This window comes from Jonesia denitrificans DSM 20603, assembly GCF_000024065.1.
GTDB lineage: Bacteria > Actinomycetota > Actinomycetes > Actinomycetales > Cellulomonadaceae > Jonesia > Jonesia denitrificans.
The window spans coordinates 1,658,645-1,680,799 of the sequence record NC_013174.1 but is presented as its reverse complement, the minus strand read 5'-3'; the positions used below and the strand labels follow the sequence as shown (position 1 = coordinate 1,680,799).

The following is a 22,155-nucleotide window of genomic DNA, read 5'->3' as shown; positions in this document are numbered from 1 at the left end:
TTCACAGGGTGACTCACCCTCGTTGTCCACAGTTGCCGGACAAATGCGGCCGGTTCACTGCCATCGAGGGATCACAGGAGTTACCGTGCCGGGGTGAACCCGCACGACGAATCTCAACCCCGAGCCTCCTCATCACGCCTTCTTGACACCTACACTGCAGCCCACGGGCACCCACTCAACCATGACGGGTTGGTGTCTCGTCAACGCACCATTCAGCGGTGGACGTGGGGTACGACTGCCGCAACAGTAGCGCTCATGTGTGCACTCGTTGTGTTCCTCGTGATCACCATCTCCTCGTACACCACACCACAACCCATCCTTGACTCAAGTGCCCCTACAGCTGTCAATGAACCCGCTGACATCGAGCCCGCCAGTGACCCAGCTGACCAGGAGCCGCACACTGTTGAGGACACCACCGGCAACACCCCTGCCCCCACCAGTGGCCCGGTGGTCCATGTTGCCGGGGAAGTAGAACAACCGGGGATATACACGCTAACCGATGGTGCTCGAGTGGCAGATGCCCTCAACGCCGCTGGCGGTCTCACCACCGATGCTCACCCCGATGCCCATAACCTTGCCCGTCTCGTTCAGGACGGGGAACAAATCCTTGTCCCTCACAAAGACGACGACCCACCTGTCAACGTTCCGTCCCCAACCCCATCAACCGCACCAGAGACTGGCCCTATCAACATCAACACCGCCACCAGTGAGGACCTCCAAACGCTCCCCGGTATTGGGCCTGCGCTGGCGCAACGCATCATTGATGACCGCACCACACACGGGCCGTTTCCCACGGTGCACTCACTGGACCGAGTCCGCGGGATCGGACCAACGATCCTGGAGAACCTCACCCCTCACCTCACCACGGGGGCTTCGTGAAAGTTCGAGACCTACGGCTCGTCCCCCTCGCTCTCCTCACCTGGATCGCGGTTGCCTGTGCCCGACTATCACTATCGTGGGCTCTCGGCGTCCTCGCGCTCCTTATGATCGGTGCTGCGGTGGGCGTCATTGCAGGGTTACGGCATTCCCCACGCCCCACTGCATGGGCCACAGGCCTTGTACTGGCCGCCCTCATTTCTTCATTCGCTGTCACACACATGGTCATCCTGCACCAACGAACACACCACGCCCAATGGCCGCAAGCTGTGACAACAACAGCCGAGGTGTGCATCAACGGCACAGTTGCCACAGCATCACAGCCCACCTCACAGTCAACACCTGACCAGCCACGATGGTACACAGACCTCGTTGTTGACACCCTGACCGTGATGATCATTCACGACGCTCCCCTGGAACGAGGAGATCGCATCACAGCCTGTGGAACAACACGCGAAGCACCTCGAACAAGCCACCGTGTTGCTCTACTCGATACCCACACAATCACCACCCACGCACACCCCACCGGTCCAACCGCCTGGTCCAACACCGTGCGGCGTCACACCATGGACCTTGCCGCCACGCTTGAACCCCAAGCACAAGGACTTGTCCCAGGAACCGCAATCGGCGACACCACCCTCATGCCACCACACCTCGACGACGCCATGAAAGCAACCAGCCTCACCCACATCACCGCAGTCTCTGGATCCCACTTTTCCCTGGTGTTCCTCATGGTCCTCACCCTGGCAGCGCCCCTACCCCGATGGGCCAAAGCAATCGTCGCGTCAGTAGCGATGGCCCTGTTCGTGATTCTCGTTCACCCCCAACCAAGCGTCCTTAGAGCAGCAACAATGGCTGCGATCGCCGTTCTCGCGATTATTATCCGCCGCCCACCGCAAGGGCTCACCTCCCTGTCCTGGGCAGTGATCCTTCTCGTGACCGCCAACCCCTACCTCACCACCCATCTCGGATTCGTTTTGTCCGTTGCCGCAACCGCAGGGCTCGTCGTGGGAACCACCCCCATCGCCACAGCCCTGCACCGGCCCTCACAACCACGCCGATGGATGCCAGAACCGCTCGCCTACGCGCTCGCGGTCCCCACCGCGGCCTGGATGGCGTGCACCCCCATCCTCATCATCCTTGACCCCTCTATCTCTGTGATTTCTGTTCTTGCGAATACGCTGGCGGCCCCAGCTCTTGCGCCGGCGACGATCATCTCGCTGCTGGGGGCACTCATTGCACCATGGGCGCCGCCTGTTGCACTGGCCCTTTTCCACGTGGCGAGCATCGCGACCTCGTGGATTTCCTATGTTGCTGTCACCTGCGCGCAGCTTCCCTTTGCGCGCCTACCGTGGTGGGAAGGGCCACAAGGTGTCTGTGCCGCAGCACTTGCCATGCTTGCTTTCGCCTCCGTGCTCAGTCTCTTTCATCCTGATGCCCGAGCGTGGTGGGGCACGACTATCCACTCAGTGCAACGCCGCACAATTATGCAGGTGGCCGCTTTAATCACTACTGCGCGCGATACCCAGTTCTTTCCTCCGCGCGGTAGCGCACCGACGATCACACCACCAGCCGTACTGCGCAGATGTGCACTGATCCTCCTGTGCACCCTGGTCATTGTGGTGATCCGACCGACGTGGCTGACTTATTGGTGGCCCACAACCGACCAGTGGACTCTCATTGCCTGTGACGTTGGGCAAGGTGACGCTTTCCTCGTCAAAGACCCAACCGGGCACATCATCATGGTTGACGTGGGACCACCGAACAGCGGGATCACCCGGTGTCTGAACAAAGCCGGGGTGGCACGCATCGACACGCTCATCATTTCTCATGCTCACGCAGATCATCAAGGTGCACTACCTGAGGTGTTGAACGCCGTCGACGTGGGAGCTGTGCATGTTTCGCAGCGGTACAGTGACGACTCGGATGACCGCGCACTTCTCGACCAACACACGGGCGGAAGGACCCGCATCATCAGCCATAGTGCAGGGGAGCGTGTGCTGTTGTCACCTACCACGACGATGAATATTTTGTGGCCAATGCCTCCAGCCCGAGTTTCTGCACCCTCCCGTGATAGTGATCCACGTAATAACGATTCGTTGGTCGTGCAACTTACTGTCACTGGCCCCAATGAGCCGCTCACGCTGACCTTTCTTGGTGATCTTGAGGAAGATGCGCAGGACAAGCTCGCGCACGCCCTCATCAGCCAACAGGATCCCTCACCTCCTGGGTGGCACATCGTCAAGCTGGCGCACCACGGCTCACGAAGCCAAAGTGAGATGCTCGCCGCCGTTCTTGCGCCAGATCTTGTTGTTGTTGGTGTGGGGGCACACAACACCTACGGCCACCCTCACGCTGATGCGCTCGACTTGTACCGTGGTGCTGCCATCATGCGCACCGACATCTGCCACACTTTTGACGTGAGCGTCACACGCGGGGTACTCGCTTCCCACATGTGTTCACCGCAGAAGGAACAATGACAGCAGTGGCGTACCCCGCAATCCTTGTACTCGTGGCAACTGGAAACCGACCGGTGGACGTGACACCCTTAACTCATGCCATCTGCGTCCAGTGGTCCACGGACCACCACCTGGGAACATGCTACGCTCGCCCCCATTGTTCTGATCCAGGGCACAGAAGGGCTTTTTGTTGATCGGGCTCTGACCGCGCTGATTTCTCAGGCACGCCAGGCTGATCCGGCCGTTGAGCGGACAACTCTTGCTGCGGCCACCTATCAGCCGCAAATGTTGTCTGTCCTGACCAGCCCTTCGCTCTTTAATGAACCACGGCTCATCATTATTGACCACTGTGAAGCGACAACGGACGCCCTCATTACAGATGTCCCTGAGTACCTGACCCAACCGGCTGATGATGTCTGGCTGATCCTGGTTCACCGTGGGGGAGTGCGGGGTAAGAAGATGCTGGATGCTGTGAAAAAAGCCGGTGTCCCGGTGGTTCAGTGTGAGCCGATGAAAAAAGATGCCGACAAAATCGCTTTTGTGACAAAGGAGTTTCAGCGGGCCCGCCGTCAAGCGAGTGCCGATGCGGTTCGTGCGTTAGTGGGGGCGCTTGGTGGTGATGTGCGGGAGTTGGCTGCTGCCTGTGATCAACTCATCTCAGACACGGATGGCCTGGTGACCGACTCTGTCGTGGAACGCTACTACGGTGGGCGAGTTGAAGTGACGGGATTCAAAGTTGCCGATGCGGCTGTCTTGGGCGATACAGCTCAGGCGCTGACTCTTTTGCGTCACGCCATGGCCACGGGTGCAGATCCAGTTCCCCTGGTGGCGGCCTTAGCGATGAAGTTACGCGCGTTGGCCAAGGTGTCAGGCATGCGGCAGGGCAAAACCGCAAAGGACACTGGTTTGGCGCCGTGGCAAATTGATCGAGCGAAACGTGATCTTGCAGGGTGGGGGCCTGATGGGCTTGCCCAGGCGATCTGTGCGGTGGCTGAAGCAGATGAGATGGTCAAGGGTGGGGGGCGCGACCCTGAGTATGCCATCGAACGTGCTGTGCGCATTGTTGCGGACTTAGCTGGTCGCCGCTAGCTGTTGTGGAGGGCTGTGCGGTGCTTGATCACCGTGCAGCAAAGGCGACATGACTCTGTGACTTGACAACACATCGTCAGGTTCATAGGTTAGTTACATGAGTAATGAACCAGTGAGGTGATGAAGTTGTTCGACGACGCAACACCGATCTTCCAACAAGTCGCCGAAGTCATCGAACGCGACATCGTGCAAGGGGTCTACGGTGACGATGACCCCCTACCCTCCACGAACGAACTTGCCGTGTTCTACCGAATCAACCCAGCCACTGCAGCCAAAGGGCTCAACCTCCTGGTATCGCAACAGATCGCCTACAAAAAACGTGGCATCGGCATGTTCGTGAACCGTGGAGCGCGTGACCAACTTGTGGCACGAAAGAAACAAGAGTTCGTTGATCGCGACGTGAGAACTCTGACCAGCAATGCGCGCGCACTCGGAATCGACCTTGATGCGCTCTGCGCACTGATAGCCCAGGAGTACCCCCATGACTAATCCAGCCATCGCAGTGGCCAACGTGACCCGCTCTTTCGGGTCTGTCACCGCCCTCAACGACGTCACACTGTCTGTCGCCCCCAACGAGATCTGCGGGCTTCTTGGTGCCAACGGTGCCGGCAAAACCACACTCATGTCCCTTATTGCCGGGCATGACCAACCCTCTAGCGGGCACGTGACTGTCCACGGTCATACTCCCTTTGAGTCCGCTGCAGTTGCTCGGGATATGTGCTTCATTCGTGACAATCAACGCTACCCTGATGACTACACCCTCAAACATGCCCTGCGTATTGCCCAGGGCTTTCACCCAGGTTGGGACACCGATCGTGCTCACCAGCTGGCTGAGAAGTTTTCCCTTCCTAGCTCAACGATCATCAAGAAGTTCTCCCGGGGGCAGCTGTCAGCACTTGCCATCACCCTGACCCTCGCGAGCCGCGCGTCGGTGACCATTTTCGACGAACCGTACTTGGGGCTCGATGTATCTGCTCGACACAAGTTCTATGAACTCCTCATCGAGGAATACACCAACCACCCCCGCACGATCGTGCTGTCCACTCACCTGGTGGGGGAGATGCAATCAATCTTTGATCGCATTGTGGTGCTCAACAAAGGGGTCGTCGCGCTCGATGTGGCAGCAGACGACGCTACGCACCTCGGGTATGAACTCCTTGGCCCTGCCGCCGAACTCACCACCTGGGCTCACGGCAGCCCGGCACTGTCGATGCGCACCGTAGGATCACTAGCGTCAGCCACGTTCCTCGGGGAGCCGCCGCAGCAACTACCAGAACGACTTGACGTGCGCCCACTGCCGCTTCAAGACCTCGTTGCCGCCATCGGCGATTCATCACAGGGAGCATGATCATGACAACCCCAACAACCATCACCAAGCTTCACCTCAACAAACCGACAATCGTGTTTGGTGTCCCGGTCTTTGTTTACCTCTGCGTTGTTGCAGTGTCCGTGTTGATTGCGGTCGCCATGATGCGGTTTGGTGTGGACACCTTTGACCCAAACGTCCAGCAAGGATTTCGTAACAATGGTGGCGCGATTTGGAGTGTCGCCGGGTTTTTCGTCTACCTTGGGGTCCAAGCTGTTGCGTCCACGTTCCCTTTTGCCATGTCGATGGGGACCACGCGGCGTGCGTACATCAGTGGAACCGCAGCGTACTTCTTCATTCAAAGCGTTGCTACTGGGGCGATTGCACTCGCCCTGGGCAGCATCGAAAAAGCCACAAATCATTGGTGGACGGGCGCCCACGTCTTTGATGTCTACATTCTTGGCGCGGGTGACAGCCTGCGACTCTTTGCAATCACCACAATGATGACGTGGGTCGCGCTCAGTATTGGTGCAGCCTTCGGGGCGCTCTTTGTCAAAGCCGGACCGAAAGGACCCGTGGTTGGGGCAATCACCGCTGTGGTCGTTCTTGTCGCACTTGTTGCCTGGGCTGCCCCGCACATCAGCGGTTGGGCCGCACACGCCACCTGGACGTGGGTGGTCTATGGTGGACTTATCCTTGTTGTTATGGCGTTGATCGTTCAATATACGGCGCTGCGGCACGCCTCAGTGCGGTAGACGGGGTCCCATGAACTCACGCCACATGACGAGAACCACCCGTTATCAGCAATGACAAAGGCGCCGCCCCGAGACACGGGGACGGCGCCTTTGATTGTCTGAGTTCACAGACTCACAGGGCGTTCACTGCCTTAGCAAGACCGGACTTGCGGTTAGCAGCCTGGTTCTTGTGAATGACACCCTTCGTTGCAGCTTTGTCCAGCTTGCGGGAAGCAACAGCAAGAGCAGCAACAGCTGCTTCTTTGTCGCCAGCCGCAACAGCTTCGCGGACCGCACGAACGTACGTCTTCACTTCAGACTTCACAGCCTTGTTGCGAAGACGAGCTTTCTCGTTGGTGCGGTTACGCTTGATCTGAGACTTAATGTTTGCCACGTGAGCACTTTCTTTCGTTCACCAAGTGGTGAGCTGACAGGTCGTAGAAGGCTCTGCTCGTACCGGGACTGGGGTGGGGAACCCGTGGTGAGGTACGAGAGCGCTGTCCGCCGACCTGACGGACAAGCAATTCATAATCCTAACAGTCGCACCGTCATCGGCCAACGGTCTCAGCGGATCAACGCGGTGTTCTCTCGGTGATGTGTGTCATGCTCGAGGCGGCGCTCTGCACGCGAAGCAGTGCGGACTTCATCACCGAGCAAAAGGAGATTGAGCAACAACTGCCGCGAATCGATTCTGTGGCAAAATCGCACCCTCACGACGAACTCGGTCAGGGTTCAAACGAATCAACCGGTCAACCCGCACCTCGCTGTCGCGGCCCTGGCTATCCCAGGGCCCAGTACCAATTTCCACCCAGTTAGGGTGGGATCGCTGATCCCTATCCCGTGACGTCAGCATCATTCCTAACAGCCACGGGCCGTCATGACCCACAAGGAGGACAGGTCGATCCTTGCCCTGGCTGTAATCTTCCTCGTAAGGTACCCACGCCCACACGATTTCACCGGGGTCTGGGTCGCCATCCAGACTGGGAGCGTAGCGGGGTGAAAACACCCCCGTGAAGTCCCCAGGGTAAGCATCAAGCAACACACCGTTGTCCTGAACGGGCGCACGATTGCTGGTGGAGCGGGCAACGTCACCAGGTGAAGGCGAGGCATCCCCCTTCGTTACACGGTGACCGCGGGCGCGCGAGCGCAGAACGTGAGCGACAGCGCCAGCAAGACGGCGCACAGAGGGCGAAACCATAGCGCCACCGTATCCGCAGGCCACGGCTCAAGCAAACAACAACCACGGGGAGCTAAACCCACCATACTCACCTGCGGTCAGGCGCATCGGCAGGTGGTAGTGGCCCGGCTCATAGCGAAACAGGACGAACCGTTGGGTCAATCATGGGAGAATGTCACCCGTGACTCCCATTCCCTCATCTGCCAGCCAAGCACGTATCCAGCCCGCGGCAACGCCGCCCGAGCTGCTGCGGAACTTCTGCATCATTGCGCACATCGACCACGGCAAGTCGACCCTTGCGGACCGGATGTTGCAGTTAACCGGTGTGGTAGATGACCGTTCCATGCGTGCCCAATACCTTGACCGGATGGATATCGAACGGGAACGGGGAATCACCATTAAGTCGCAGGCAGTGCGGATGCCCTGGGAGGTCGACGGAACCCCTTACGCGCTGAACATGATCGACACCCCCGGCCACGTGGACTTCACCTACGAGGTGTCACGGTCGCTGGCGGCATGTGAAGGGGCAATTCTTCTGGTCGATGCTGCGCAAGGTATCGAAGCACAAACCCTGGCGAACTTGTACCTTGCTATGGAAAACGACCTCGAAATCATTCCTGTTCTCAACAAAATTGATCTGCCAGCTGCGCAACCAGAAAAATATGCTGAGGAACTGGCGGGTTTAGTGGGAACAGACCCCGATGACGTCTTACGGGTGTCGGGCAAGACGGGGGTCGGGGTTGAAGCGCTCCTTGATCAGATTGTTACCTCGTTTCCCGCCCCCGTTGGTGAGGCAGATGCGCCTGCCCGTGCGATGATCTTTGACTCGGTGTATGACACCTACCGGGGTGTGGTGACCTATGTGCGTGTCGTGGACGGCAAACTCAGCCCGCGTGAACGTATCGTCATGATGTCCACTAAAGCCCACCATGAACTCCTCGAAATTGGTGTGTCTGCCCCCGAAGCAATTCCGACCAAAGGGCTCGGAGTTGGTGAGGTCGGTTATCTCATTACCGGTGTGAAAGACGTCCGCCAATCCAAGGTTGGCGATACCGTCACGAACGCAGCAAAACCCGCAGATACCGCGCTTCCTGGGTACTCTGAACCCAAACCCATGGTGTTTTCAGGTCTGTATCCCATTGATGGTTCGGATTACCCGGTGTTGCGTGACGCGCTGGATAAATTGAAACTCAACGATGCGGCACTCAACTACGAACCCGAAACGTCCGTGGCGTTGGGGTTTGGGTTCCGTGTGGGCTATCTTGGGTTGCTCCACTTAGAAATTGTGCGGGAACGGTTAGAACGCGAATTCAACCTCGACCTCATTTCCACGGCACCCAACGTCATTTATGACGTTCAGCTCGAAGACAAAACCTGGGTGAACGTCACCAACCCCTCCGAGTTCCCCGGAGGGAAAATCAGTGACGTGCAAGAACCCGTGGCTAAAGCCACGATTCTTGCGCCCAGTGAGTACATTGGCGCCATCATGGAACTGTGCCAGGAACGGCGTGGTGAGCTGCAAGGCATGGATTATCTCTCCGCTGACCGGGTGGAAATGCGGTATATTCTGCCGCTCGCCGAGATCGTTTTCGACTTCTTTGATGCCCTCAAATCACGCACTCGTGGGTACGCGTCACTGGACTACGACGTCACCGGAGCACAGTCATCTGAACTGGTGAAAGTTGACATCCTGCTACAAGGTGAGCGAGTCGATGCCTTCAGCGCCATCGTTCACAAGGACGCGGCCTACGCCTATGGCGTGAAAATGTGCGTAAAACTCAAAGAACTTATCCCGCGGCAACAGTTCGAGGTGCCGATCCAAGCCGCTATTGGTGCGCGTGTGATTGCCCGAGAAACGATCCGTGCGATTCGTAAGGACGTTCTGGCCAAGTGCTACGGCGGTGACATTTCACGTAAACGTAAGCTCTTGGAAAAACAAAAAGAGGGTAAGAAACGCATGAAGACCATTGGGTCAGTTGACGTGCCTAAAGAAGCCTTCATCTCCGCGTTGACCTCTGAGCAAGGAGACTCGCGAAAGAAATGAGTCACTCATGACTCCTGCTCTTCCCCAGGGCGAAGCAGCTCCCCGCGATGGGTCACTACCCGCATGGGTAGGGTCGGATCCCTCGGACCGTGCTTTTGGTGTGTACATTCACGTGCCCTTTTGCTCTGTGCGATGCGGGTACTGTGACTTCAACACGTACACAGCCTCCGAATTGGGTGGAGGAGCTAGTCAACGGAACTACGCCCAGACCGCAGCACAGGAGATCCTACTTGCCCGCCAGGTCATGGACCGGGCGGGCTACCCCCCGCGCCCCGCATCGACAATATTCTTTGGTGGGGGCACCCCCACCTTGCTGCCCGCACAGGACTTGGTCTCTTTAGTGTCCACGGTGCGCCAGACCTGGGGCCTTGCGGATGGTGCTGAGGTCACCACCGAAGCGAATCCTGACTCCGTCACCCCTCACAGTATGGAGATCCTTGCGAACGGGGGTTTTACGCGAGTGTCCTTGGGAATGCAGTCGGTGGTTCCTCATGTTCTGGCTACGCTTGAGCGCACTCACAACCCAGCCAATGTTGCGTCTGCGGTTCGGTGGGCACATGAGGCGGGCCTCGAGGTGTCAGTTGATCTCATTTACGGCACCCCAGGGGAATCCATGGATGACTGGCGTCGTTCCCTAGACGCTGCCATAGCCACGGGTGCAGGGCACGTGTCAGCCTACGCGCTGACCGTGGAGCAGGGCACACGCATGGCAGTCCAGGTGCGGCGCGGCGACATTGAACTCCCGTCGCTCGATGACCAAGCCGACAAATACGAGGTCGCGGACACTGTCCTGAGCGACGCTGGTTACCAATGGTATGAGATCTCAAACTGGGCGCGTCCACGCGCTGACGGTGAGCTCGCGGTGTGTCGTCACAACCTGGCGTATTGGCGGGGACATGACTGGTGGGGGATTGGCCCTGGAGCACACTCATTCATGGCAGGTGACCCGAACGCTCACGACGATGCTCCGTCCGCCGGGGTGCGATGGTGGAACGTCAAACACCCAATCAGGTACGCTCACGCACTGGAAAACGGCCAATCACCTGCTGCCGGGCGGGAACTGCTCACAGGTGACGATGCCCACCTGGAACGGGTGATGCTGGGGATCCGTCTTCGTGAGGGGATGCCTGTTCAGTGGGTGGCCGAGGAGCGTCGCGAAGTGCTGGCGTCATTGATCGCCCGTGAACTGATCGATGCGCGCGCCGTGTTTGCAGGTCGCGTGCAGTTGACCCGTTCCGGACGGTTGATGGCAGATGCGATCGTCCGCGATCTCACGTGACGGACTGCTGTCGCCCAGGGTGATAGGGTCTCGTCACCATGTGCATGTGAACCCGTCAGCAGTTATGTTGGCTGTACATGGATGACAATGAAGGAGATTTCGATGACGACGAACAACGACCCCACGCAGCCGGAGAACCAGCAGCCTCCAACATCTGGACAACCTGGGCCAACAGAGCAACCCCAATACCCTTACCAGCAGCCTGGGTACGGTCAGCAGCCACCAGCGCAGCCCCAAGGTAACCCGTACGACGGGCAGCAACAATATGGGCAGCCCGGTGCTCAACAGCCTGGCTATGGGCAACAAGGTTACGGTCAACAAGGAGCGTCTTACCCGCACCAGAACAACTCAGCAGGGTTCCCCATTGGCGACGCATTCTCGTGGGGGTGGAACAAGTTCAAAGACAACGCCGGTGCATTCATCGGTGGGATGGTTATTTACGGTCTGATCCTCCTGATCGTCACCATCATCATGAGTGTGGTGCTCGGCGCCTCCGCTGCCAGCGGCGACGGTGGTCTCATGGCGCTGGGCTTCGGTGGACTTATCCTGTTTTCCCTCGTCGTTGGGGCACTCGCACTCGCTGCCGGTGCTCTTTTTGCCAAGGTCGCGCTCAAGGTTGCAGCCGGTCAGAAATTGACGCTCGCTGACTTCTTTGACTTCTCCAACCTTGGTCAAGCCATCATCGTGTCGCTGCTCATCGCTGTCGCGAACGGCCTGCTCGCATGGACCGGCATCGCCGGGATCATCATCTCGTTCTTCACGATCTTTGCGCTGTACTTCGCACTAGATAAAAACATGGGCGCCATTGACGCCATCAAAGCATCTGCCACGCTGGCCATGAACAACTTCGTCCCCACACTGCTGTTGCTCGTGTTCGTCATGCTGTTGGTATTTGTTGGCGCATTACTCCTGGGTGTGGGCCTTCTTATCACCACCCCAGTGAGCTTGCTCGCGATCGCGTGGGTGTACAAGCGACTCATCGGAGAATCAGTCGCCGCCTGACACGCTACGTGCATCGATCTGACACGAATACGTATCTTGCTGTGAGGGGCAGTGGTTCAGCCACTGCCCCTCACGCATGGCTACTACTCATCCACGGTGACGAAATCGATCAGTTCTTCCACCCGCCCCAGCAGTGCGGGCTCAACATCCGTGTACGTCGTCACCTTAGATAAAATACGTTGCCATCCCTGGGCAACATCCATTTGTGTCTGCGCCGGCCACCCCAAAGTAGCCAAAATTCCCCGCTTCCACTCCACATCGCGGCTGATTGTCGGCCACGCGGGAAGACCAAGGAGATGAGGTTTCACCGCTTGCCACACATCGACATACGGGTGCCCCACCACAAGAACGCTCCGGGGTGGGAATCTCTCGGCGACCGCATCGGCAATCCGGGCTTCCTTGCTCCCTCGAACAAGGTGGTCAACGAGCACACCCACCCGGGATTCAGGAGTGGGGCCGAACTCTTCCAACCGGTCCTGAAGGTGATCAACCCCGTCAAGCATTTCCACCACGACGCCCTCAACCCGCAAGTCTGCCCCCCACACTTTTTCCACAAGCTCAGCATCATGTTTTCCCTCTACCCAGATGCGTGAGGTTCGGGCAACGCGCGCGCGGCTGAGCGGAGCCATGCGGGAGCCAGACGCAGTGCGTGTGGCAACGGGTGCTGTCACGCGTTGTGGGGGCACCAGAACTACCGGTTCCCCGTCCACCCAAAATCCCGGCCCCAGCCGGAACACGCGATGCGCGCCATGACGGTCCTCCAGGGTGACCGTGTGCATGCCAGCGGTTTTCTCCACTCGGACTACAGCGCCAACCCACCCTGTTGTCACCTCTTCAACAACTAGCCCGCGACGGGCTTCCACCTGCGCAACTGAGGGTGTCCGCGACGAGGGGGTAGGCTGACCAAGAACATCTGAACCATATCTGTCCCAACTCACGCTCGAAGACTAGCGGGCCACATGCCCTGGCGGTGGCACGACACCCATGTTGGTGACAATCACAGACACGGGTACGAAAAAACCGGTAGAATTGGCACTCGGCAGTGGGGAGTGCCAAACGCAGGCTGGAAAGGAGCGACCATGCACGCTGAACAACGTCGACTGGAAGTGCTCCGTGCCATCGTCGAGGACTACGTGAGCACCCGTGAGCCGGTCGGCTCTAAACTCATTGCTGAACGTCACGGACTTGGGGTGTCGCCAGCCACCATTCGCAACGACATGGCCATCCTCGAAGATGCCGGACTGATCGCCCAACCACACACATCAGCGGGTCGTATTCCCACTGACCTCGGTTACCGGGTCTTTGTTGACAAACTCTCCGACGTCAAACCGCTCTCTGGTGCAGAGCGCAATGCTATTCACATGTTTCTCGACAGTGCGGTGGACCTGGATGACGTCGTCCACCGTGCCGGACGCTTGCTGGCACAAATTACCGGGCAAGTGGCAGTCGTGCAATACCCATCACTTCGCAAATCTACCGTCCGACACTTGGAACTGGTAAGGCTGCACCCCACACGCGTGCTTCTGGTGATCATCACGGACACTGGGCGGGTCGAACAACGCCACATCGACATCGACCCCAGCATTAGCGAAGACGACATCGCCTCCATGCGTGGCGCACTCAACGCACACGCGGTCGGCAAGAGGCAACCAGACGTCAGCGACGACTTGAACTGTGCATCAGAACAATTCGCCGGCCCACTTGCTGACATCTTTCACGCGATCGTTGACCTACTGACCGCCACCCTCGACGAAGACAACGACGAACGTCTTGTCCTGGCGGGAACCTCCAACCTCACCCGCAACGGTATTGTGCTCACCCAGCTCAGGCCCATCCTTGAAGCACTGGAAGAACAGGTGGTCCTCCTCAAACTCCTCACTGAAGTGGCGGAAGACTCCGGGGCTGTGACCGTGCGTATCGGAAGCGAAACTCAAGTCGACACCCTCAAGGAAACTTCTGTCATTACCACCCATTACGGATCGAACAGCAACACACTAGGGGCACTCGGGTCTATTGGACCCACCGGGATGGACTACCCAGGCACCATAGCAGCAGTCCGTGCTGTAGCCCGCTACCTCTCCCGGATCTTGTCTCACTAACACCCACCCCTACGCCCGCGAACCACAACAAGGAAGCACAGAGAGTCACACGTGAACGACTACTACGCAACGCTCGGTGTCGACCGCAACGCCAGCGCGGATGACATCAAAAAGGCCTATCGCAAACTCGCCCGGAAGCTTCACCCAGATGTTGCTGGCCCCGGAGCGGAAGACGAGTTCAAAGGCGTCCAGCGCGCCTATGACGTCCTATCCAACCCGGACAAACGCCAACAGTACGACATGGGTGTTGACCCGACAGCGCCAGGTGGCGGTGGTGGCCAAGGAGCAGGGTTTGGGTTCCAGGACATTTTTGACACGTTCTTTGGTGGAGGCAGCGCACAACGTGGCCCCACCCCGCGCACGCGTCGTGGTCAAGACTCACTACTCAGGCTCGATATTGACCTCAATGACGCTGCGTTCGGTACCACCCGCGAGATCGAGGTTGACACAGCGGTTGTCTGCGGCACCTGCCAGGGAACGTGCTGTGCTCCGGGAACAAGTCCCACAACGTGCTCGGTGTGTCAAGGAACCGGATCAGTGCAACGTGTGGCCCGTTCGTTCCTCGGCCAAGTCATGACGACCTCTCCATGTGCTGCATGCCAAGGGTTCGGAACCACAATCGCCACGCCCTGTTCGGAATGTTCCGGGGAAGGGCGCGTGCGCTCACGGCGCACCATTTCTGTTGACATTCCCGCCGGTGTGGAAAGTGGTGTCCGCATCAAACTGTCCGGACAAGGAGAAGTTGGTCCAGGTGGTGGACCTGCCGGGGATCTCTACTTCGAAATTCGTGAACGCCGACACCCAGTTTTCACCCGTCGTGGTGACGACATTCACTGCACCGTCGAGATCCCCATGACTGCCGCGGCACTGGGTACAGTCCTCACCCTGGACACTCTCGATGGTGAGCAGGAAGTTGACCTTGAGCCCGGCACACAACCTGGTCATGTCCTGACCGTGCGTGGGCTCGGTGTGGGGCACCTGCACGGTAGCGGGCGTGGTGACCTCAATATTCACATTGATGTGGTCGTCCCCTCATCGCTCGACGAAGACCAAGCAGAACTCTTGCGTCAGTTTGCACAATCACGTGGCGAAGAACGCCCGGCAGGTCGTGTTGCTTCCTCAGGAAGTGGAGTGTTCTCCAAGCTTCGTGAAAAATTCTCGGGTCGGTGACGGTTTGTGAGCGCGCCTGTTTTCCTTGCTGAGTCAACTGATCTCGCCGCCTACCGTGAGGGGGACACATACTACCTTGATGGGGTGGAAGGTCGCCACGCAGGAGTTGTTCAACGACGTTCCGTGGGGGAGGCCATCGACATCGTTGACGGTCACGGGACGCGTTTGAGCTGCACAATTACTCACGTCTCGGGTGAACACCTTGATCTCTTGGTCACGTCGGTCTCCCACGAGTCATGTGGACAATACCGGTTGACTCTCGTGCAAGCGCTCGCCAAAGGCGATCGTGACGAGTTGGCCATTGAAGCAGCGACTGAGGTTGGCGTGGATCGAGTGATTCCGTGGCAGGCTGATCGGTCCATTGTGGTCTGGCGTGGGGCGCGGGCGGCAAAGTCTCATGCACGATGGGTGGCGACAGTTCGCTCAGCAATGAAACAGGCGCGGCGAGCGCGGCTGCCTATGGTTGAGCAGCCGGTGACATCGCAACAATTGGTTGATGTCATTGCGGAGACAACGCAGACGGGCGGGGTCGTGTATGTTCTTCACGAAAGCGCGACAACGGCGTTGACCAGCCAGCCACGACCACCAGGTGGCGAGGAGTTAGCCCCAGTCGATGTTGTTGTCGTGGTGGGACCTGAAGGGGGCATCAGTGACAGCGAACTCGAAAAGTTCACTGCCGCTGGCGCACAGGCAGTGCTCCTTGGGCCGCACGTGTTGCGCACCTCCACTGCTGGCCCAGTTGCCTTGGCGTTGTTGTCTGCCTCAACTGGCCGATGGTGATCCTGGGAAAGGCGTGATGGCGAGGTTTCCTCCCTTGACCCAGCAAACAGCGGGCTATCACAGCGAAGGCGCGTTACCCTGGATGTCATGACCGAGACACATGCGACGAGTTCTGACTGCATCTTCTGTGCAATTGCTACGGGTACCATGGACGCTGATATTGTCAAAGAAAACGACAGGATTATTGCGTTTCGTGACATCAACCCCCAAGCGGAGATGCACGTGCTTGTTATTCCCCGGGCTCACCATGGCGACGTGGTCCAGTTGGCAAAGGCTGCACCAGAAACTTTGGCTGAGCTCGTCACGTTTGCTGATGAGATCGCCTCAGAACTTGCCGATGGACAGTTCCGTTTCATCTTTAATTCCGGTCCGCAAGCGGGACAGTCGGTGTTTCACGTCCACGGGCACGTGTTGGGCGGACAACGGTTAGGCTGGACACCTGCGTGACAGTTTTCTGTGTTTTCCTCGCCCCCCGTTGTGCAGCGAGCAACGCCCCTGACCCACACAAGCGAGGAAAGACCCCCTCTTCATGACGTTACCCACTAGTTCATCACCAAGTCGCGATATTGCAGTGGAGCATCGCGTGGTCATTCCGCCACATGTGTCCATGTCAATGCTTCTTGGTCCCGCGGATTCGGTGCTGCGTGCCATTGAGCAGGGGTTTCGCTCCATCGACGTGCACGTGCGGGGAAACTCCGTGTCGTTGCGTGGGCCAGCACCCGATGTTGCTCTTGCGTCCCGGCTCCTTGACGAACTTGTTCTTGTTGTGGAACAAGGCACGAACCTCACTCCTGACATTGTGACTCGGTCAATTAGCATGCTCACCGCTGCCACAGCTCACCGGCCTGCGGAGATCTTGACATTCAACATTTTGACGTCGCAAGGACGGTCGATCAGACCAAAAACTATTGGCCAAAAACAGTACGTGGATGCCATTGACTCCAATACGATCACGTTTGGGTTGGGCCCAGCGGGGACCGGGAAAACATATCTTGCTGTGGCGAAAGCTGTCTCAGCGTTGCAAGCGAAACAGGTGTCCCGCATTATTTTGACGCGACCAGCGGTGGAGGCTGGGGAGCGGTTGGGGTATCTCCCCGGTGGGTTGACGGAAAAGATTGATCCGTATGTGCGTCCGCTTTACGATGCGCTGCGCGACATGATTGACCCGGATGCGATGACCCGGCTTGTTGAGTCCAATACGATTGAAGTGGCCCCGTTGGCTTACATGCGTGGTCGCACATTGAATAATGCCTTCATCATTTTGGACGAAGCACAAAATACTACGCGTGAACAGATGAAAATGTTCCTCACACGGTTGGGGACACACTCAACAATGGTGATCAATGGTGATATGACTCAAACCGATCTTCCTCGGGGAATGACCTCAGGGTTGCGGGTCATCCCCGACATTTTGGCCGGAATTGATGATATTGAGATCGTGAGACTCACGTCAGGTGATGTCGTTCGCCACCGCCTTGTCTCTGACATTATTGATGCCTATGACCGGTGGGACACAGCGAACGATCCCCACCGCACCACGTCACCAGGTGGGCACTCGTCACAGCACTCCACGAAGGACTGAACAGCGTGAGTATTGAAGTCAACAACGAAACCACCCACCAACTCGACGAAGCCGAGTTTGCGGAACTTGCGCGATACGTCTTTGATGCCATGCACATCCACCCCCTCACGGAACTCTCAGTGGTGTTTGTTGATCCTGACACGATCAGTGAACTGCACGAACAGTGGATGGATATCCCTGGTCCCACCGATGTGTTGTCATTCCCCATGGATGAATTGCGCCCAGGGACAACCGAGCGGCCCACCGAACAGGGGATCCTTGGGGACATTGTGATCTGCCCTGAGGTGGCAGTGGATCAAGCAGCTCAGGCTGGTCACTCGCCGATCGAAGAGATGCTTCTTCTTGCTACCCATGGGATTCTCCATCTTCTTGGCTATGATCATGCTGAACCAGAAGAGGAACGGGAAATGTTCTCCCTGCAACGCCACCTCCTCCTCACGTTCCTGGCAGGGCGGCAGTAGCGTTGTGACGTCTGTGACAAGCGATGCGCCTTTCGATGTGGTAATTACCCTCGCTGTGACCGGGTGGCTGGGTGTCGCTGCGGTGAGCGCAACGATCAGTGCCCTCACCAGAGCCATGGGGCATTCCTCGGTACTGGGAGATGAGGTCACTGCTGTTTTTGCGCGGACCATCAGCACTCATCTTGCTCATTGGTGGGGCAGACGCTGGGTTCTTGGTGCGGTAGGGGGAGCGAGCATCATTCTCGCGGTGACCACGACGACGTTTGCTGTCACCGCGATGAGTGGGGACCGCCAACCATGGTGGGGGACACTCATGAGTGTCCTGCTGATCACCGTATGCACTACCGTGGCGGGGATCGCGTCGGGGGCTGCCATGGCTCGCCACCACCCTGCGACAGTCCTTGCTTTTTTCTTCCCGCTTCTTGCGCTCACTGGTACGAGCGTCATCAGAGATCACGAGACAACGGCCCACAGTCATCAGCCGGTGGACGAGGTGCAGACAGTAACTGGGTTTGCCGATCATTCCGGAACAGACACACTGTCTTCTGGATCTGACCAGCGTAGTCTCGCCGACCTACGAGATACCCCCATCCGGGCTGTCATGGTTCCTCGCACTGACATGATTACCGTTGCACGGACGGCTCCGCTTGACAAAGCTCAGAAGCTCTTCATCCGCTCTGGTTTCTCTCGGCTTCCTGTGATCGGTGATTCGTCCGATGACGTGCACGGAGTCCTCTACTTCAAAGATGTTGCAAGGGTCCTTCTTACGTCCCCTCACGCGTCTGTACGGACAGCCCAAGACACGATGCGTCCGGTATGGTTTGTGCCAGAATCAACCCACGCTGACGATGTGCTGCGTTCCATGCAAAGCAAACGCGCCCACATTGCCATGGTCGTTGACGAATACGGGGGAATCGCTGGGCTTGTCACCGCCGAGGACATTTTGGAGGAGATCGTTGGTGAGTTGACTGACGAACACGATTCAACACCAACGACCGTTGACACACTGAACCAGGGAGTGTTGCGGGTTCCTGCGCGCATGACTTTGGACGAGTTGAGTGAGTATCTGCACCGCCCCATCACCGATGACGATGTGGACACTATTGCTGGTCTGCTCACCAAAGCACTGGGGAAACTCCCAATTGCACAATCACAGGCGACAATCAATGGACTGCATCTGTTGGCCGATGAGTTCACTGGTCGACGCAAACAGCTGTCGACGATCATCGTGACAGACTTGTCATCCAGCGATCTTCGTGATGAATTACCTCCGGAGCAACCAGCTCACACGCCTCATCAGTCGTCTGAGACGACCTCACGCAACTCCTAGGAGAGTACGCCATGACAGAATTCCATCTCACGCCCCTTCCAGAACTGCCCGAGGGGCACCGCTCTGGTTTCGCGTGTCTTGTTGGCCGACCTAACGCCGGAAAATCTACCTTAACGAATGCGCTGGTTGGCCAAAAGATCGCTATTACAGCCAACAAACCGCAAACAACACGCCACACAATCCGTGGAATCGTCAATCGCGAGGATGCACAACTCATTCTCGTGGACACACCAGGCTTGCACCGCCCTCGTACTTTGCTCGGGGAGCGCCTCAATGACCTTGTTCTGTCCACCTTGTCTGAAGTTGATGTGGTTGTGTTCTGCCTGCCTGCGGACCAAAAAATTGGTCCGGGCGACAGATTCATTGCCGAACAGCTCGCTCGCCTCAATGAACGCCGCACCAAAACCCCCATCATTGCTGCAGTCACAAAAGCTGATGTCGTATCCCGTGACGCACTGGCATCGCACTTGCTGGAGGTGGCAGAACTCGCTGATTTCTCGGACATTATTCCGGTCTCGGCTGTGGAGGGTTTCCAAGTTGAGGCACTCACGGATCTTTTGGTGTCACATCTGCCTGAAGGCGTGAAGTTCTACCTTGATGGAGAACTGACCGATGAACCTGAGTCAGTGATGATTGCAGAACTCATCCGAGAAGCAGCAATTGAAGGGGTCCGCGATGAACTCCCGCACTCGCTGGCTGTTGTCGTGGACGAAATTATTGAAAAGGACAAACAGGGCCGCCCTCACCTGACTGTTCACGCATCAATATTTGTTGAACGTGACTCGCAAAAGGGCATCATCATCGGGAAACAAGGCTCCCGGTTGCGTAAGGTGGGGAGTCAAGCCCGTGTGGGAATCGAGGCGCTCTTGGGAGCACATGTGTATCTTGATTTACGAGTCAAGGTTGCAAAGGACTGGCAGCGAGACCCCAAACTCCTCAACCGGCTCGGATTCTGACAGCTTGAGGTGCCCTGGGTAGAGCATCCACCACCGAACGAAAGTGGGATAAGTCAATGAGCACACCACAGCCGAACACGCATTCTCCAACGCGTGTCCGCTCTGATCTCGGTCGGCGATTTGCCGATATTCCGGTGAGTGATTACGTGCGTGACTTCGTGTCTCTCATCCTGTTTGGTGTGTCTCTCACTGCGCCATTGTCAGGCAGCAGCGATGGTGTTGTTGCGGGGCGAGAGAGCGCATTCTTTGTGTTGGCGCTTCTCGCTCCTGCATTTGTGCTGTCCTTGCCATACTTGGGGCGGTTAGGACTATTGCCTGGTGGGTGGACTGTTTTTCGCACTCGCTTGGTCCGGCGGGTCGCTGCAATCCCCTTCTGTGGCCTTGTCGGCTGGGCAGTGGTTGATGCACTAATCAGCGATTCCCCTGTGGCGTTGGGGTCAGCTTATCTTTTTGGAGCGGCTGCAGTGGCTTTGTCGGCACAAACTCGAGAGAGTGAATTGGGGCCTGGAGCACAGGACTTGGGGCCACGGAAAGCGAGCTTTGTCGCTGTGGTTGGTGGGCTCGTCACTGTTGCAGTTCTGGCGCTCGTCACAGCAGTGTTTTACCTGACATCCTCCTTAGCTACAGCTCAGGCGGTTGTCTATAGCCTTGCGCTGATCATCGGGGTCATCGTGAGCCTCTTTGCGATTGTTGCGGTCGTTGTCACTGGGGGAGCAGGGTGGCGACGCACAGTGATCACGTTATCTGTGGGTTGGCTGATTCTGGTGCACTTCGCCAACCCGGCCACGAACCTTCTTCCCGCTCTTGTTGAAGCAAGTTCCACACCGCGAGTGTGGATTGTGCCGCTGTCGCAACTACTGAGTGCCAGCTTCGTGTTGGTTCCAGCTCTCGGGGCATTGGTGGCCTCTCCAGCATTCCGTGACAGAGCCCAGGTTGTTCGTGGACCTGGGGTTGGGTTTGACCATATTCGCACGCTGCTGGTGACGGCGTTTGTGTGGGCGGTTGCATACCTGGCCACGTACGCCATTGTTTTCAGTGTGGATCGTGAGCTCCTTGGTCCGGGTCATGCCGCCGGTGAGCTCATCCAAGTTGTTGTGGGAACGTGTGTGATTGCTGGTGCTGCTTGGCTGGGTGCCTCGCATGTGGCCCGTCACCCAGCGCTCTCACGACCGGGTGGTGTCCTGGCTTGCCTTGCGATCGTGGGCGGTGGCTTGCTCGTGATGAACTCAGCGTCACTGGGCGCTGGAAGTTCACTAGGGCACTTCACGATTGTCCTGATCATTCCTGTGGCGATTGCGGTTGTGATGGTCTCTGATGTGACCATTCGTGAACTTGCCCGCACCGCATCGCAAGTGCGTCCAGTGAACCCCCACACTTATGAGTGGAGTGAACGGGCAGTTGTAACGCGCCAGCCTGCCGTCCAGGACAGCCCTCCGCACAACTCCGTGGGGACAACCTCGGTGATGCCAACCATGCCGGTACAGCAGGACTCGCAACCGGTGACTGACGCAGGTGATCAGCGTCGCCCTCAGACAGGGGATACCCAATCCTTGTCGCGTGAGGAAGTGCTGGCCGTGGCTCATACCGGTGGACAAGGGCACTCATACACCCGTGAGCAGGCCCTTAATCCGGCCACTGACCCTGTCGTTCTCGCCCACATCGCTGAGGTCTCTCCTGAGCTTCGTCCAGCTTTGGCAGAAAACCCGGCGACGTATGATGCGCTACTGACGTGGCTTGCTGGGATTGGGGATCCAGAGATTGACGCGGCGTTGGAACGTCGTAAGCAGAAACCCTAAGGGGTATTTTTCGCG

Annotated in this window: 21 protein-coding genes; 18 read left to right on the top strand and 3 right to left on the bottom strand. The window is 57.9% G+C overall.

What is annotated here, in order from left to right:
- The first annotated feature begins 93 nt into the window (after positions 1-93).
- The 6 genes from JDEN_RS13015 (at position 94) to JDEN_RS07840 (ending at position 6,485) form a co-directional block, all read left to right on the top strand.
- A complete protein-coding gene (locus tag JDEN_RS13015; protein ID WP_015771838.1) occupies positions 94-879 on the top strand; it encodes a ComEA family DNA-binding protein in 786 nt (261 codons plus the stop codon).
- On the top strand, positions 876-3,356 hold the full coding sequence (locus tag JDEN_RS07860) for a ComEC/Rec2 family competence protein (RefSeq protein ID WP_015771837.1): 2,481 nt from the start codon (positions 876-878) through the stop codon (positions 3,354-3,356). Before JDEN_RS13015 ends, JDEN_RS07860 begins: the two co-directional genes overlap by 4 nt.
- Before the next feature lie 75 nt (positions 3,357-3,431).
- Positions 3,432-4,424 (top strand): DNA polymerase III subunit delta, encoded by a 993-nt coding sequence (gene holA, locus JDEN_RS07855; RefSeq protein WP_015771836.1) that lies wholly within the window; start codon positions 3,432-3,434, stop codon positions 4,422-4,424.
- Positions 4,425-4,544: 120 nt separating this feature from the next.
- Entirely contained in the window at positions 4,545-4,913 is a 369-nt protein-coding gene (locus JDEN_RS07850; RefSeq protein WP_015771835.1) for a GntR family transcriptional regulator, read from the top strand.
- Positions 4,906-5,772, top strand: coding sequence for an ABC transporter ATP-binding protein (locus JDEN_RS07845; RefSeq protein ID WP_015771834.1), 867 nt, complete (start codon positions 4,906-4,908; stop codon positions 5,770-5,772). The genes JDEN_RS07850 and JDEN_RS07845 overlap by 8 nt, the downstream gene beginning before the upstream one ends.
- 2 nt (positions 5,773-5,774) lie before the next feature.
- Complete coding sequence (locus JDEN_RS07840) at positions 5,775-6,485, top strand: ABC transporter G family protein (protein WP_015771833.1); 711 nt, start codon at positions 5,775-5,777, stop codon at positions 6,483-6,485.
- Between the two features lie 112 nt (positions 6,486-6,597).
- Here JDEN_RS07840 and rpsT read toward each other — a convergent pair whose 3' ends face one another.
- Both rpsT and JDEN_RS07830 read right to left on the bottom strand, forming a co-directional pair.
- Positions 6,598-6,858 carry a 30S ribosomal protein S20 gene (gene rpsT, locus JDEN_RS07835; protein ID WP_015771832.1) on the bottom strand — a complete coding sequence of 87 codons (261 nt, stop codon included), beginning with the start codon at positions 6,856-6,858 and terminating at the stop codon, positions 6,598-6,600.
- A gap of 252 nt (positions 6,859-7,110) precedes the next feature.
- The gene (locus JDEN_RS07830) at positions 7,111-7,662 is read right to left on the bottom strand and encodes a type II toxin-antitoxin system PemK/MazF family toxin (RefSeq protein WP_015771831.1); all 552 of its coding nucleotides are present in this window, start codon (positions 7,660-7,662) and stop codon (positions 7,111-7,113) included.
- 151 nt (positions 7,663-7,813) lie between these two features.
- Between JDEN_RS07830 and lepA the strand changes: the two genes are divergently transcribed.
- From lepA to JDEN_RS07815, 3 genes are all read left to right on the top strand, one after another.
- Entirely contained in the window at positions 7,814-9,685 is a 1,872-nt protein-coding gene (lepA, locus tag JDEN_RS07825; protein WP_041287868.1) for a translation elongation factor 4, read from the top strand.
- A gap of 7 nt (positions 9,686-9,692) precedes the next feature.
- Positions 9,693-10,964 carry a radical SAM family heme chaperone HemW gene (gene hemW / locus JDEN_RS07820; RefSeq protein WP_015771829.1) on the top strand — a complete coding sequence of 424 codons (1,272 nt, stop codon included), beginning with the start codon at positions 9,693-9,695 and terminating at the stop codon, positions 10,962-10,964.
- Positions 10,965-11,066: 102 nt separating this feature from the next.
- Positions 11,067-11,966: a proline-rich domain-containing protein gene (locus JDEN_RS07815; RefSeq protein ID WP_015771828.1), complete on the top strand. Its 900-nt coding sequence runs from the start codon at positions 11,067-11,069 to the stop codon at positions 11,964-11,966.
- A gap of 83 nt (positions 11,967-12,049) precedes the next feature.
- Here the strand turns inward: JDEN_RS07815 and JDEN_RS07810 are convergent, their stop codons facing one another.
- Entirely contained in the window at positions 12,050-12,904 is an 855-nt protein-coding gene (locus JDEN_RS07810) for a DUF3097 domain-containing protein (RefSeq protein WP_015771827.1), read from the bottom strand.
- 141 nt (positions 12,905-13,045) lie between these two features.
- Between JDEN_RS07810 and hrcA the strand changes: the two genes are divergently transcribed.
- The 9 genes from hrcA (at position 13,046) to JDEN_RS13010 (ending at position 22,140) form a co-directional block, all read left to right on the top strand.
- On the top strand, positions 13,046-14,065 hold the full coding sequence (gene hrcA / locus JDEN_RS07805) for a heat-inducible transcriptional repressor HrcA (RefSeq protein WP_015771826.1): 1,020 nt from the start codon (positions 13,046-13,048) through the stop codon (positions 14,063-14,065).
- A 51-nt stretch (positions 14,066-14,116) separates the two neighbouring features.
- The gene (gene dnaJ, locus JDEN_RS07800; RefSeq protein ID WP_015771825.1) at positions 14,117-15,235 is read left to right on the top strand and encodes a molecular chaperone DnaJ; all 1,119 of its coding nucleotides are present in this window, start codon (positions 14,117-14,119) and stop codon (positions 15,233-15,235) included.
- A 6-nt stretch (positions 15,236-15,241) separates the two neighbouring features.
- Positions 15,242-16,015: a 16S rRNA (uracil(1498)-N(3))-methyltransferase gene (locus tag JDEN_RS07795; protein ID WP_015771824.1), complete on the top strand. Its 774-nt coding sequence runs from the start codon at positions 15,242-15,244 to the stop codon at positions 16,013-16,015.
- An 87-nt stretch (positions 16,016-16,102) separates the two neighbouring features.
- Entirely contained in the window at positions 16,103-16,462 is a 360-nt protein-coding gene (locus tag JDEN_RS07790; RefSeq protein WP_015771823.1) for an HIT domain-containing protein, read from the top strand.
- Positions 16,463-16,544: 82 nt separating this feature from the next.
- The gene (locus JDEN_RS07785; protein ID WP_015771822.1) at positions 16,545-17,597 is read left to right on the top strand and encodes a PhoH family protein; all 1,053 of its coding nucleotides are present in this window, start codon (positions 16,545-16,547) and stop codon (positions 17,595-17,597) included.
- A gap of 5 nt (positions 17,598-17,602) precedes the next feature.
- Positions 17,603-18,058 (top strand): rRNA maturation RNase YbeY, encoded by a 456-nt coding sequence (gene ybeY, locus JDEN_RS07780; protein WP_015771821.1) that lies wholly within the window; start codon positions 17,603-17,605, stop codon positions 18,056-18,058.
- A gap of 4 nt (positions 18,059-18,062) precedes the next feature.
- Positions 18,063-19,388 carry a hemolysin family protein gene (locus JDEN_RS07775; protein WP_015771820.1) on the top strand — a complete coding sequence of 442 codons (1,326 nt, stop codon included), beginning with the start codon at positions 18,063-18,065 and terminating at the stop codon, positions 19,386-19,388.
- Positions 19,389-19,399: 11 nt separating this feature from the next.
- Entirely contained in the window at positions 19,400-20,344 is a 945-nt protein-coding gene (gene era, locus JDEN_RS07770; protein ID WP_015771819.1) for a GTPase Era, read from the top strand.
- A gap of 56 nt (positions 20,345-20,400) precedes the next feature.
- Positions 20,401-22,140: a DUF7937 domain-containing protein gene (locus tag JDEN_RS13010; protein ID WP_015771818.1), complete on the top strand. Its 1,740-nt coding sequence runs from the start codon at positions 20,401-20,403 to the stop codon at positions 22,138-22,140.
- Positions 22,141-22,155 lie beyond the last annotated feature (15 nt).

What these genes read in the sequence shown, in the direction of transcription:
- hrcA (WP_015771826.1), top strand. Translation starts at nt 13,046, where the DNA reads ATGCACGCTGAACAACGTCGACTGGAAGTGCTCCGTGCCATCGTCGAG.
- JDEN_RS07850 (WP_015771835.1), top strand. Translation starts at nt 4,545, where the DNA reads ATGAAGTTGTTCGACGACGCAACACCGATCTTCCAACAAGTCGCCGAA.
- JDEN_RS13010 (WP_015771818.1), top strand. Translation starts at nt 20,401, where the DNA reads ATGAGCACACCACAGCCGAACACGCATTCTCCAACGCGTGTCCGCTCT.
- hemW (WP_015771829.1), top strand. Translation starts at nt 9,693, where the DNA reads ATGACTCCTGCTCTTCCCCAGGGCGAAGCAGCTCCCCGCGATGGGTCA.
- JDEN_RS07840 (WP_015771833.1), top strand. Translation starts at nt 5,775, where the DNA reads ATGACAACCCCAACAACCATCACCAAGCTTCACCTCAACAAACCGACA.
- JDEN_RS07815 (WP_015771828.1), top strand. Translation starts at nt 11,067, where the DNA reads ATGACGACGAACAACGACCCCACGCAGCCGGAGAACCAGCAGCCTCCA.
- JDEN_RS07830 (WP_015771831.1), bottom strand. Translation starts at nt 7,662, where the DNA reads ATGGTTTCGCCCTCTGTGCGCCGTCTTGCTGGCGCTGTCGCTCACGTT.
- lepA (WP_041287868.1), top strand. Translation starts at nt 7,814, where the DNA reads ATGTCACCCGTGACTCCCATTCCCTCATCTGCCAGCCAAGCACGTATC.
- JDEN_RS07790 (WP_015771823.1), top strand. Translation starts at nt 16,103, where the DNA reads ATGACCGAGACACATGCGACGAGTTCTGACTGCATCTTCTGTGCAATT.
- JDEN_RS07785 (WP_015771822.1), top strand. Translation starts at nt 16,545, where the DNA reads ATGACGTTACCCACTAGTTCATCACCAAGTCGCGATATTGCAGTGGAG.
- holA (WP_015771836.1), top strand. Translation starts at nt 3,432, where the DNA reads ATGCCATCTGCGTCCAGTGGTCCACGGACCACCACCTGGGAACATGCT.
- JDEN_RS07845 (WP_015771834.1), top strand. Translation starts at nt 4,906, where the DNA reads ATGACTAATCCAGCCATCGCAGTGGCCAACGTGACCCGCTCTTTCGGG.
- era (WP_015771819.1), top strand. Translation starts at nt 19,400, where the DNA reads ATGACAGAATTCCATCTCACGCCCCTTCCAGAACTGCCCGAGGGGCAC.